Consider the following 12,949-nt stretch of genomic DNA (forward strand, 5'->3'; position numbering starts at 1 on the left):
CTTCTATAAACCTTCTCTTTTCATCCTTGTCAAGATTCAAAACATTGGCAAGGATGATAATTTCTCATAAAATAAGCGATCATCGTATCCTGTTTTGCGGCGTCAAATTAAATTCTGTAATTTTCGCCAAACTAATAATTGTTTTTATGCAAAATCAGAATAACACTGAAATCTTTTCTCTGGGGATCACAATGGCAGGGGCTGTATCTGCCGGATGCTACACAGCAGGGGTTATGGATTATCTTTTTGAAATCCTTGATCTTTGGGAAAGAGCGAAAGAAGGGAAAGTGTTAGAAGAGTACGCCGACAAAATTCCAAAACATAAGATAAGAATTGATGCCATGGGTGGTGCCTCAGCTGGTGGAATGACTACAACAATGGCGGCAATTTATGCATTAAACGGAACTATAAACCCGGTAAAAGAAGCTGTTAATTTAGATGAATCGAAAAACAATATTCTGTATGACAGTTGGGTTTTGATGGGTGAAAATGATCCCCATGACAAAAGATCTCTCCTCGAAAAACTTTTAGATACAAAAGATCTGGAAAAAGGAAAATTCAATTCCCTCTTAAATTCAGAGTTCGTTGATTCTATCGCAGACCAGGCATTTTTGGTGGATAAAGAAGTTGTGTTAAAACAAAAGGTTGACCAACTTCCGTCCTACATTTCTAAAGATTTACAATTATTATTTTCCCATTGCTTTTTAAGAGGCATTCCTCTCGATGTGAATTTCGAAACCTCAATTTCTAAGTTTGGAAGGAAAAGTGTCATCCCCAATCACAGTACTTTTGAGCACTACATGGTCACACAGTACAGATTAAATAACGGATTACAGCCGGATAAAGAAAAATATCTGTGGTTAAATCCATATAACAAACCCTATGCAGATACATTAAAACTTTCCACAATTGCTACCGGAGCTTTTCCAATTGGCCTGGCTTTTCGGGAATTTAAAACGGAGGATTTGGGAGATGCTTATTTAAAAACCACGATAAAACGGATTATCACAGGTGAATTTGGAGATGATAATCCTTCAGCCAAGAATATTAAATTAAAGTTTTTTCCTAAAAATTATTCATCTGTTGTCATTGACGGAGGAGCTATAAATAATGAACCGTACAGGGAAGTTCTTAGTGTTCTTCAACATCAGAACAGTAAAGCTACGGATGATGGGTATCCTCGTTACGGGATCATTATGATCGATCCTTTTCCCGACAGAGCTCAGTCGCAGAAATCCTATTCAAGACCTAACGATGCTGTTGACGTGGCAAAAGGGATTATCGGAACCTTACTGGATCAGTCCAGAATTAAAAGGAGAGAAATGCTGGAGACAGACTCTAATAAATATTTTAAGAGTATTGTATTCCCGCGAAAATGGAAAACCAATACGGAAAATAAAATCATTGGACCGCCGGATACCGTAACTTGCGCTTCGGCAATGGCATTTGGAGGGTTTTTAGATAAGAGTTTCAGACAGCATGATTTTTTCCTTGGACGGAATAACGCGAGAAATTTCTTACGGTATTTCTTTTCGTTTCCTTATGATAAACTTAATAATGATATTCATCCTATCCATCAAACCTGGACAGACTCCATGATTGATGCTTTCAAATTTGAAAAGGTTAAAAACAGCGGTAAGTTTTATCTGCCCATCATTCCTGATCTTTATCTTTTGTCAGAAAGTGAGGAAACAAAACTGAGCAGGAGAACTCAATATGACATTCCCAAAACACCACGTTATCGTCCTGAAGAATTGTTTAAGCTGGAAAAGAAACTGAAGCAAAGGGTTAGTAAAATTTTTGATGTCATTCAGTCCCGTGATTCCGGTGAAGTTTTAAATAACGTTACTATAAAAAACGCAGTAGCAGAAAAATGGATCAGGAAAAAATATGGCAAAAACGGGTTAGACAAAGCAGGTGATTTTATCATGAGCCCTATATATAGTTTAGGCATGTTTTTCGGAAAACGAGTCGTTGCAAAAAAAGTGACCCGGATGATTATATCGGAGATTTTGAAGGATCTTGGGAAAAAAGGACTTTTAGAAGATAATGAGAAATAAAAATAACAGAGCATGTCAGATCTCCTTTTAGAAAACATCAGCAGACATATCCAACTTTCGGATGAGGAATTTGAACAGTTCAGAAGACCGTTCGAACTTCAGGTGTTTAAAAGAAAAGAGGTGGTCCTCAAAGAAGGAGCGTATTGCCTTTTCGAAGGATTTGTCGTGAAGGGATGTTTTAAAGTGTATTATCTGAATGAAAGCGGATCTGAACAAACCCTGTATTTCGGCGTAAAAGGTTGGTGGATCACGGATATCGACAGCCTCATCAATGATGTCCCGAGCATTCTGAACATAGAAGCCCTTGAAGACAGCGAAGTGTTGATGATTTCAAAAAAGGATAAAGAGAAGCTTTACGAGGATATGCCTCAGATAGAAAAGCTTTTCAGGATCATGAATCAGCAGGCTTCGGTATCTTTGCAGAGAAGAATTCTTTCTTTAACCGGAAAGACTGCCGATAAACGCTATCTTGAATTTTTAGAGAAATATCCCGGCCTTGAACAGAGACTGACACAGCAGCAGGTAGCTTCTTATCTGGGAATTACCCATGAGTTTTTAAGTAAGATCCGGAAGAAGACTTCTTTGAATAAGTAGTGGACTGAATATCATTGATTTAAGTAATAGTAAGGCTTGTTAGGGAATAGAAGGCTTCAATAACATAGATAGGTTTATTATATCCTGAATTTTATGATATTAAAAATTGAATTTTCCTTAATAAATTTCGCGTTATTAAGAATGGTTCAAAATAACCTAAATAGGCCTCAAAGTGACAAAAAACAGCTTTTTTTAGCCCCTTTGTTGTTTATCATTCTTATTTTTGCATGTCAAGTAAAATAAATCATGAAGAAGCTCCAAGATATTCTTATCTCAACCAGAACAATGGCTGTGCTGTTACTGGTGTATGCATTTGCGATGGCTTATGCAACGTTCTTAGAAAACGACTACGGAACTCCTACAGCTAAGGCTCTAATTTATGAAGCAAAATGGTTTGAATTAATCATGTTTCTGCTCATTCTTAACTTCGTAGGAAATATCGCAAGATACCGACTGTGGAAAAGAGAAAAATGGCCGGTTCTTGTTTTTCACCTTGCCTTTATCCTTATTTTTATAGGAGGTGCCATTACAAGATACATCAGTTTTGAAGGTACCATGCACATCAGAGAGGGGGAAACTTCCAATGAGATTGTGACCGACAAAAATTTCTTTAAAATCCAGATCGAGGATAAAGGAGATGTCCTTAATTATCAGGATGTTCCTTATCTGATGTCTCCTCTGCACAAAGACTTTAAAGCAACTTACGATTTCCACGGAAAAGAAGTAAAGGTTTTTACAAAAGACTATATCCAGAGAAAAAAAGACAGCTTAATTGCTGAGCCCAACGGTACAGAATATCTTCATCTGGTTTCTACAGGAACTACAGGAAGACAGAATATCTACATCAAACCGGGCGAAACAAAATCCATCAACGGAACTTTGGTAACGTTCAACAGAGCGATCGAAGGGGCTGTAGAATTTAAAAAAGAAGACGGAAAAATATTCATCAAAACTCCTGTTGATGCTGCCTTTATGACCATGGCAACGCAGGCGACGGGAAGTACCAAGAAAGATGAATTCCAGCCTTTGGTATTGAGAAGTTTATATACCATCAACGAATTGAAACTGGTTGTTCCTGAAGGTCTTAAAAAAGGAAGACTGATGGCTTTCGAAGGGGACAAAAAGAAAGATGCGATGGTACCTGATGTGCTTAGAATAGAGCTTCAGGGGCCAAAAACAAAACAATTGGTTGATCTTTCTGTAGAAAAAGGAAACCCAAATGCATTCAAACAGGTAACCATGGACGGGCTGAATATTATGGTAGGTTTCGGACCTAAAGTATATAACACGCCTTTCGCTTTGAAACTGGATGATTTCGTAATGGAAACTTACCCTGGAAGTACATCTCCAAGTGCTTATGAAAGCCACATAAAGATCATTGACGAAGGAAAAGAAACCCCTTATAAAATTTACATGAACCACGTTCTGAACCATAAAGGATACCGTTTCTTCCAGTCAAGCTTTGACCCGGACAGAATGGGAACTGTATTGTCTGTAAACCACGATTTCTGGGGAACCATTATCTCTTACATCGGATACGGACTTCTGTTCTTAGGAATGTTTGTGATCTTCTTCTGGAAAGGAACTCACTTCTGGAAACTGAACAAAATGCTGACAGATATCAACAGAAAGAAAAACGCTGCCATTCTTTTAGTGTTTTTAAGTTTAGGCTTAAATGCACAAAAAATTGAAACTCACGGTACGACTGACGGAAGCAGAGAACATATTCATGTGGAAGGAGATAATCATTCTCACACTCCCGCTCCGGGTGCTCAACCGCTTGATGGTGCTGCTCCCAAGCAGAATTCACTGGCAGCTCCTTTAAGCAGAATGAAATCTATTTCTCCGGATGAGATTATTGCAAGAAACAGAATAAGCAAAGAACATGCAGATAAATTCGGATACCTTTTGGTGCAGAATTTCGACGGAAGAATTGTTCCGATCAACACGGAAGCGCTGGATGTTTTAAGAAAACTATACAAAAAAGACGAATTCAAAGGAACAGACGGAAAGTCGCTTACGGCTAACCAGTGGTTCCTGTCAATCAATACAGACACCCCAAGCTGGACGATGGTTCCTATGATCAAAGTAGGGACGAAAGGAGGTGATGAGCTGAAAAATAAAACAAAGGCTGATGACGAAGGTTACACTTCACTGATGAACCTTTTCCCTGCAGATGCTAACGGTAATCTGACTTATCTTCTTGAGCATGATTATAACACTGCATTCCGTAAAAAACCGTCTGAGCAGACCAATTACGATAAAGAAGTCATTTCTGTAAACGAAAGGGTACAGATCTTCAATGAGTTCTTCAGCGGTCAGTTTATGAGAATTGTTCCCGTAAAAAATGATGCGAACCACACATGGCATTCGTGGCTTGACCAGAAATTCGAACCGGATATGGAATCGCAGCAGGTAATGGGACCTTATTTTGCAGAAGCTCTTACCGCTCAGAAAACAGGAAACTGGAGCAAGGCAGATACTGAATTGGCAAAACTTTCAGACTATCAGCAGAAATGGGGTAAAGCAGTAGTTCCTGCAAAATCTAAAGTAGATCTTGAGGTGTTCATGAACGAAGTTAATATCAATTTCAAATTATTGATTTTCTATACCATAATAGGTGGATTATTATTGATTTTTGGTTTTGTTGAATTGTTTAAGCCAAGTAAAGCTTTAAATACAGCTATCAGAATAATTATCTATGTGGGACTTGTAGGATATATTTTACATTTCCTTGGTCTTGTTGCAAGATGGTATATTTCAGGACACGCACCTTGGAGTAATGGTTATGAAGCCATTATCTTTATTTCATGGGTCGGTATTTCTGCGGGACTTATGTTCTATTTTGGTTTCGGAAGACTTTCTTTAGCTGATAAAGCTGTATTGGCTGCAAAGCAATTAATCACTAAAAATAAATCTAACGCATTAATTCCTGCATCAGGATTTATGGTGGCCGTTATTATGATGGGATTTGCGCACGGAGGTTCAGCGCTTGATCCTCAGATTACACCGCTTGTTCCGGTATTGAAATCTTACTGGCTGATTGTTCACGTAGCGATCATTACATCCAGTTACGGTTTCTTCGCCCTGTCTATGATTATTGCTGTGATTTCCCTTGTATTTTATATTGTTTCAGATAAAGATACCTACAAACTTCACCACGATACGACGTTAAAAGAATTGGTTATCGTTTCTGAAATGTCTCTTACTATTGGTCTTTTCGCCTTAACAGTAGGAAACTTCTTAGGAGGAATCTGGGCTAATGAATCTTGGGGAAGATACTGGAGCTGGGACCCGAAAGAAACATGGGCATTCATCTCCATCATGGTATATGCTTTTGTATTGCACATGCGATTGGTTCCGGGATTGAGAAGCAGATGGGCATTCCACGTAGCAACTATGTTTGCATTCTGTTCTATGGTAATGACTTATTTCGGAGTAAATTACTACCTGAGCGGACTTCACTCCTACGCAGCAGGAGATCCGGTTCCGGTTCCGGCCTGGGTATACATCGGATTAGGAACAATGCTTCTTTTATCAGTAGCTTCTTATTTCAAATTTAGAACCTTAACGAAGAAATAAAACGTTAATAATATAATAACTGAAATCCTGGAATTTATTTTCCGGGATTTTTTTTGTTCGGGTTTCCGGGTTTCGTGGTACGGTTTCCGGGTTATAAATTATATGTTGTAAGTTATGAGTTTGTTGTGAGATGAGGGGTTTCGGGATTCGGAATACTGCCTGCAATTTCTATGGGTCACCAATTGTTCTAAACCATCATTCCCATTCCCTCATGCAAAGCAAAAAGACGCGGTAGTTACAAGCATTCAGATCATTCCATTCATAAACTCCCAATCTTTCAACCCTGCATCAAAAAAACTCATCACTCATCACTCAAAATTCAAAACTAATTTATATCTTTATGATATCAAAACAATATCAAATTAAAAATTGTAATCATGGAAAAAGTATTAAAGCCCATGTCGGGCTATCTGGCATTAGTTTTCTGTCTTATTTTATTTGCGGGAGCCGTCTATTTTTTTATTTCCGGAGTTGAGCAAAGTATTACGTTTGTGATCATTGCGATGCTTTGTTTTCTGCTGTTCTGCTTCTTTCTGAAAGGACTGATGATCATTCAGCCGAACCATTCAAGAGTATTAAATTTCTTTGGAAAGTACGTAGGAACGGTAAAAGACAACGGATTATTTTTCATCAATCCTTTGTACTCGTCACAGAAAATGTCACTGCGTTCAGAGAATCTTCAGGGGCAGACTTTGAAAGTAAACGACAAAATGGGAAACCCTATTGAAATCGGAGTCGTGATGGTTTGGAAAGTAGGAGATACCTATAAAGCAGCATTCGATGTTGAGCGGTATTCAGACTTTGTTAAAATGCAGAGTGAAGCGGCGGTACGTCATTTGGCGATGAGTTTTCCGTATGACAATTTAGAAGATGATCATGCACCGATTACTTTGAGAGAAGGAGGAGATAAAATCAATTCTATTTTGGAGCAGGAACTGACTGACCGTCTTTCAAAAGCGGGAATTATCATTCAGGAAGCGAGAATTTCTCACCTGGCTTATGCTTCAGAAATTGCAGGAGCGATGCTTCAGAGACAGCAGGCTACAGCCATTGTAGCAGCAAGAACGAAGATCGTGGAAGGTGCCGTAGGAATGGTAGACCTTGCATTGAAAAAACTGTCTGAAGAAAATATCGTAGAACTTGATGATGAAAGAAAAGCAGCTATGGTAAGCAATTTAATGGTGGTACTTTGCGGTGAAAAAGCAGCGCAGCCCATCTTAAATGCAGGAACGCTTTATTAAATGAATGAATTCTTAGACTCAGCTGAGTAAAATGCCTTTGCATCGTGTGCATTGTTGAAAAGAATTATTAAACAGGCAAAGAGAAAAAATGAAATCGGAAAAAACTTCAAAACCCTCCGAAAGCAAAAGCAAAAAATCTTTTGTTATCAGGATCGATGAATCTACCTACAAGCAGGTGGAGAAGTGGGCCAATGACGAGTTCAGGAGCGTAAACGGACAGATCGAATACCTGTTGCATCAAAGCCTGGTCAATTCGGGGAGGAAAAAGAAAGACACGGATGAATAAACCTTCACCGGCAAGCTTTCAAATACCAGAACAATACTAACCCAATTAACCTCCATACAATAAAAAAGCAGAGAAATTTTCTCTGCTTTTTATATTTTTAATAAATGGGGTGTTATTCAAATAAAGTGGTAAAGTAATTGCTGATCACAGTCCAGAAATTCTTACCCAGGAAATAGATCAGTGTAGAAGTGATAATTCCTTTTACCGTGAAGAATATAATCCCGCCTATCCCAAATTTTTTCACCAGACTTTTCCATTTGGAAGTCTTCTTTTCCTCTGCTGTATGAGTATCCTCTACGGTCTTGTTATTTTCCATTCCTGAAATTCAAAAGATTACGCTGCAAAGATAAGCATGTTTATAATTAGTCCAAATAAAAAGCGGCTTAAAAATTAAAATTTTGAGGTTCGCATAATATTTCTATCTTTAGAGGAAACGAAAAGTAACATTTTATGTCTAAAAAAGTAAAGGATTTCGGAATCGAAAAAACACTCAAAAACCTTGGTATTAAAGAAGAAAATAAGGGGACTTCAGTGGGCGGAAAATATTTTGCTTCGGGGAAAACGATAGAAAGTTTTTCTCCCGTAGACGGCAGACTAATCGCCAAAATTAAGACTTCCGGAGAAAGTGATTATGACAAAGTAATTGAGACGGCTCAGAAGGCGTTTCAGGAGTTTAGATCTATCCCTGCTCCTAAAAGAGGAGAGATCGTTAGGCAGCTTGGCCAGAAATTAAGAACATATAAAGACGACCTTGGAAAACTGGTTTCTTATGAAATGGGTAAATCCCTTCAGGAAGGTCTTGGAGAAGTTCAGGAAATGATCGATATCTGTGATTTCGCAGTTGGGGTTTCAAGACAGCTTCACGGTTATACCATGCATTCAGAAAGACCTGGTCACAGAATGTACGAGCAGTACCATCCGCTTGGCGTGGTGGGAATCATCACTGCATTTAATTTTCCGGTTGCTGTATGGGCGTGGAATACCGCTTTAGCATGGATCTGCGGAAACGTGACGATCTGGAAGCCATCAGAAAAAACACCATTGTGTGCCATCGCATGTCAGAACATTATGGCTGAAGTAGTAAAGGAAAACAATCTTCCTGAAGGTATTTCAAGCGTATTGGTAGCTGACCATGAGATTGGGCAGAAACTGGTAGATGATAAAAGAGTTTCATTGGTTTCTTTCACAGGTTCTACAAGAGTAGGAAGAATGGTTTCTTCCAAAGTGGCAGAAAGATTCGGGAAATCTATCCTTGAATTAGGTGGAAATAACGCTATTATTATCTCTAAAGATGCAGATATTGACATGTCTATCATCGGAGCTGTTTTTGGAGCTGTAGGCACGGCCGGACAGAGATGTACGTCTACAAGAAGACTGATCATCCACGAAAGCGTATACAACGAAGTAAAAACAAGATTGGTAAAAGCTTACGGACAGCTGAAAATAGGAAATCCGTTGGATGAAAATAACCACGTAGGACCGCTTATCGATGTGGATGCTGTTAATCAGTACGAAGAAGCTATCAAGAAATGTAAAAAAGAAGGCGGAAAATTTGCGGTTGAAGGTGGCGTTCTAAGCGGAAAAGATTACGAATCAGGATGCTATGTGAAGCCGTGTATCGCAGAAGTTAAAAATTCTTATGAGATCGTTCAGCACGAGACTTTCGCGCCGATCTTATATTTGATCAAATACAAAACATTGGAGGAAGCGATCGCTATCCAGAACGATGTTCCTCAGGGATTGTCATCTGCTATCATGACTCAGAATCTTAGAGAAGCAGAATTATTCCTTTCTCATGCAGGTTCAGACTGCGGTATTGCGAACGTAAACATCGGAACTTCAGGCGCTGAAATCGGAGGTGCTTTTGGTGGTGAAAAAGAAACCGGAGGCGGAAGAGAATCAGGATCTGACGTTTGGAAATACTACATGAGAAGACAAACCAACACAATAAATTATACAGCTCAACTTCCTTTAGCACAAGGGATTAAATTTGACCTGTAAAAATTCTAATTTAAATCATTTAACGATTTAAAAATTTAAAAATTAATAACCTGGAATGTTTAAATCTTTTTAAGCATTCAATTTTTAAATCAAACACAGTTAATTATGGAACAAACAATTGATATAAAAGCAAATAAAGTAAAAGAAACAGTAGGAAGACACGTTTTGGCAGACGGCTTTGATTTTGTGATGGATATTGAAAGATCCCACGGTTCATGGCTATATGACAAGCTTACAGACAAAGAGTACCTGGATATGTTCTCGATGTTTGCATCAGCTTCTGTAGGGTACAATCACCCTTATCTTGTAGAAAGATCAGAATGGCTGGGAAGAATGGCGGTTAACAAGCCAACTTTGGCAGACGTGTACTCAGAAGAATATGCTCACTTTCTGGAAGTGTTTGAAAGAGTAGTGATTCCTGAGGAACTGCAGTATGCTTTCTTTATTGAAGGTGGAAGTTTAGGGGTAGAGAATGCAATGAAGGCGTGCTTCGACTGGAAAACGCGTAAGAATTTTGAAAAAGGACTTCAGACGGAAGCCGGGATCTGTATACATTTCAGACAGGCATTCCACGGAAGAAGCGGCTATACATTGAGCTTAACCAATACTTCTGACCCAAGAAAATATCAGTATTTCCCGATGTTTGAATGGCCAAGAATCTTAAATCCTAAATTATCTTTCCCTATCACAGAGGAGAATTTAGAGGAAACGATTAAGAACGAAAGATTAGCTCTTCTTCAGATTGAGGAAGCTATTCTGATGAATCCTGATAAGGTGGCGTGCATCATTATTGAGCCTATCCAGGCTGAAGGTGGTGACAATCACTTCAGAGACGAGTTCTTAATGGGCTTAAGAAAACTGTGTGATCAGAATGAGATCCTGCTGATCTTTGATGAAGTTCAGACAGGTATTGCCATTACAGGGAAAATGTGGGCGTTCCAGCATTTTACAGCAAAACCGGATATTATTTCTTTCGGGAAAAAAGCTCAGGTTTGCGGAGTTTTAGCGAACAAAGAAAAATTTGATCAGGTTCCGAACAACGTTTTCAGAGAAAGCTCAAGAATTAACTCTACTTTCGGAGGGAACTTTATCGACATGCTTCGTTTCCAGTTGGTGATGGAAGTAATCGAAAAAGAAAACCTTGTGGAAAATGCAAGAGTGGTTGGAGATTATCTGTTGGAAAGACTAAAAGAACTGGCTCTGAAATATCCTGAGAAAATTTCAAATGCAAGAGGAAGAGGCCTGATGTGTGCTGTTGACCTTCCTTCAGCAGAAGACAGAAACCATTTAATGAACGAACTTTTCAAGGACGGATTGATCATTCTTCCATGTGGAGATCAGTCACTTCGTTTCAGACCGCATCTTAATGTTACACAGGAAGAAATTCAGTTAGCATTAGATAAAATCGAGAACAATCTTAACAAAATTTAAAATCAAAGATTTGTAATTTTCAAAAAAACATTGTACATTTAGATACTCAAACGATATAGAATATGGAAAGAAGTACGAGAGTATCGGTTTTTGAAAGTGATAAGCCTTCAGAAATCCAGTTAATAAAGTCTAAATTGGATGATGCACAAATTACAAACAGCGTCGAAAACAGTTATCTTACATTCACGACAACGCCTACCGCAACGTCGCTGAAAGTGATGGTAGATCTGGAAGACGAGAAGAATGCATTCGAAATTATAGATGCTTATCTTCAACAAAGTGAAAATCAATAAAACAATTTCATAATTTTAAATTTTACTACTTCGAACCGAAAATTAATTTTAATTAGTTTTCGGTTTTTTGATTCAAATTGTAATAATCATTATTTAAAGATTTAAGAATTTAAAAATTTAAAGATTAAAAGATTAAGGAATTAAGAAATTTTGGACTATTGCTTTTGAATAGAATATCCAACAGAGGTGGGCTTTAGCCCGCCGCCTTGATCCGGATTAAAAAGGTTAAAGAATTAAAAATTGTGGCCTTGTCTTCTGTGGGATAAAATATTCAATAGGGGTGGGCTTTAGCCCGCCTTAGAGGTAAGCATAATAGCCAAAACAAAAAGTCCCGAATCTCATAATCTCTAAATTTCCAATATAAAATAAACAACAATGAATGCAGAAACTAAGCTGAGAAAAGCTGAAATTGAAGACAGAAACGCCATTTGGGCCATTATCCAACAATCCATTGAAAGAAGAAAACAGGACGGAAGCACCCAATGGCAGAATGGTTATCCTAATATGGGAACGGTAGAAAGTGATATTGCAAAAGGCTTTGGATATGTGATGACCATAGACGGAGAGATTGCTGTATATGCGGCTTTGATCTTAAATGATGAACCGGCTTACAGCACTATTGAAGGAGCATGGCTGAGTGACGGGGAATTCGTTGTTGTACATAGAGTGGCGGTTGATGGAAAATTTGCCGGCCAGGGAATGGTGAAGAAATTATTTGACCATATTGAAGATTTTACAAAATCCCATGAAATCCAAAGTATAAAAGTAGATACGAATTACGATAATATTGCCATGCTTAAAATCCTTGAAAGCAAGGGTTATTCCTATTGTGGTGAAGTAGTTTTGGCGGACGGACTGAGAAAGGCTTATGAGAAGATTATAATTTAAGCCAAAAGTTAAATCAACTTTCATTGAATTTTTAAAAGAAGTTGTATTTATAAACTCTATCATGTTTGTTCGTTTAGTTCTGAACTAATTTCTACTTTTGTCAAAACTTTTATATTATGCACCAAAGTATAGAAATTGATGAAAAAATTTTTCAAGATGCCGTAAAGTTTTATGGCACCGTTTTCAACCTACCGCCTTTAGCGTCAAAAATCTATGCCTACCTGCTTTTCGATTACGAGAAAGTAGGTATTACTTTTGACGAATTTGTCGAAGTGCTTTCTGCAAGCAAGAGCTCTGTTTCCACCAGTATTTCATTACTGCTGAATGCACAGCTCATCATCGACCACAACAAGATGGATGAACGAAAACGGTATTTTTTCATCAATGATGAATACAAGAAGATCAGATTTGAAAAAATTGTTCAAAAAATGGAGGACGAACTCAAACTGCTGGATGACCTAAACAACTTTAAAAAAAATCATGACAATGAATACAACGAACGCGTAGAAGCTTACAAAGCACTCTTATATAAAAACATAGAAAATATTCAGGAATCTCTTAATAAACTTTAAA

11 protein-coding genes are annotated in these 12,949 nt (G+C 38.0%); 10 read left to right on the plus strand and 1 reads right to left on the minus strand.

What is annotated here, in order from left to right; genetic code table 11:
* The first annotated feature begins 146 nt into the window (after positions 1 to 146).
* The 5 genes from BUA72_RS14535 (at position 147) to BUA72_RS14555 (ending at position 7,763) form a co-directional block, all read left to right on the plus strand.
* The gene (locus BUA72_RS14535) at positions 147 to 2,060 is read left to right on the plus strand and encodes a patatin-like phospholipase domain-containing protein (protein ID WP_072923561.1); all 1,914 of its coding nucleotides are present in this window, start codon (positions 147 to 149) and stop codon (positions 2,058 to 2,060) included.
* 12 nt (positions 2,061 to 2,072) lie between these two features.
* Positions 2,073 to 2,654, plus strand: a complete 582-nt coding sequence (locus BUA72_RS14540; protein WP_072923562.1) for a Crp/Fnr family transcriptional regulator — start codon at positions 2,073 to 2,075, stop codon at positions 2,652 to 2,654.
* Positions 2,655 to 2,900: 246 nt separating this feature from the next.
* The gene (ccsA, locus tag BUA72_RS14545) at positions 2,901 to 6,236 is read left to right on the plus strand and encodes a cytochrome c biogenesis protein CcsA (RefSeq protein ID WP_072923563.1); all 3,336 of its coding nucleotides are present in this window, start codon (positions 2,901 to 2,903) and stop codon (positions 6,234 to 6,236) included.
* Between the two features lie 377 nt (positions 6,237 to 6,613).
* Entirely contained in the window at positions 6,614 to 7,477 is an 864-nt protein-coding gene (locus tag BUA72_RS14550) for an SPFH domain-containing protein (protein ID WP_047453267.1), read from the plus strand.
* Positions 7,478 to 7,565: 88 nt separating this feature from the next.
* On the plus strand, positions 7,566 to 7,763 hold the full coding sequence (locus BUA72_RS14555; RefSeq protein ID WP_047453265.1) for a type II toxin-antitoxin system antitoxin: 198 nt from the start codon (positions 7,566 to 7,568) through the stop codon (positions 7,761 to 7,763).
* Between the two features lie 112 nt (positions 7,764 to 7,875).
* On the opposite strand, the gene BUA72_RS14560 is transcribed toward BUA72_RS14555, so the two are convergent.
* Positions 7,876 to 8,079, minus strand: coding sequence for a hypothetical protein (locus BUA72_RS14560; RefSeq protein ID WP_072923564.1), 204 nt, complete (start codon positions 8,077 to 8,079; stop codon positions 7,876 to 7,878).
* 134 nt (positions 8,080 to 8,213) lie between these two features.
* Here BUA72_RS14560 and BUA72_RS14565 point away from each other — a divergent pair, with 134 nt between their 5' ends.
* The 5 genes from BUA72_RS14565 (at position 8,214) to BUA72_RS14585 (ending at position 12,948) form a co-directional block, all read left to right on the plus strand.
* On the plus strand, positions 8,214 to 9,764 hold the full coding sequence (locus tag BUA72_RS14565; protein ID WP_034727851.1) for an L-piperidine-6-carboxylate dehydrogenase: 1,551 nt from the start codon (positions 8,214 to 8,216) through the stop codon (positions 9,762 to 9,764).
* Between the two features lie 105 nt (positions 9,765 to 9,869).
* Entirely contained in the window at positions 9,870 to 11,195 is a 1,326-nt protein-coding gene (gene lat, locus BUA72_RS14570; protein WP_047453260.1) for an L-lysine 6-transaminase, read from the plus strand.
* A 62-nt stretch (positions 11,196 to 11,257) separates the two neighbouring features.
* On the plus strand, positions 11,258 to 11,488 hold the full coding sequence (locus tag BUA72_RS14575; protein ID WP_034727856.1) for a DUF2007 domain-containing protein: 231 nt from the start codon (positions 11,258 to 11,260) through the stop codon (positions 11,486 to 11,488).
* 375 nt (positions 11,489 to 11,863) lie between these two features.
* Complete coding sequence (locus BUA72_RS14580; RefSeq protein ID WP_047453257.1) at positions 11,864 to 12,376, plus strand: GNAT family N-acetyltransferase; 513 nt, start codon at positions 11,864 to 11,866, stop codon at positions 12,374 to 12,376.
* A 116-nt stretch (positions 12,377 to 12,492) separates the two neighbouring features.
* Complete coding sequence (locus BUA72_RS14585) at positions 12,493 to 12,948, plus strand: transcriptional regulator (RefSeq protein ID WP_034727861.1); 456 nt, start codon at positions 12,493 to 12,495, stop codon at positions 12,946 to 12,948.
* The last annotated feature ends 1 nt before the right edge of the window (position 12,949 follow it).

This window comes from Chryseobacterium sp. OV279, assembly GCF_900128945.1.
Classification (GTDB): Bacteria; Bacteroidota; Bacteroidia; order Flavobacteriales; family Weeksellaceae; genus Chryseobacterium.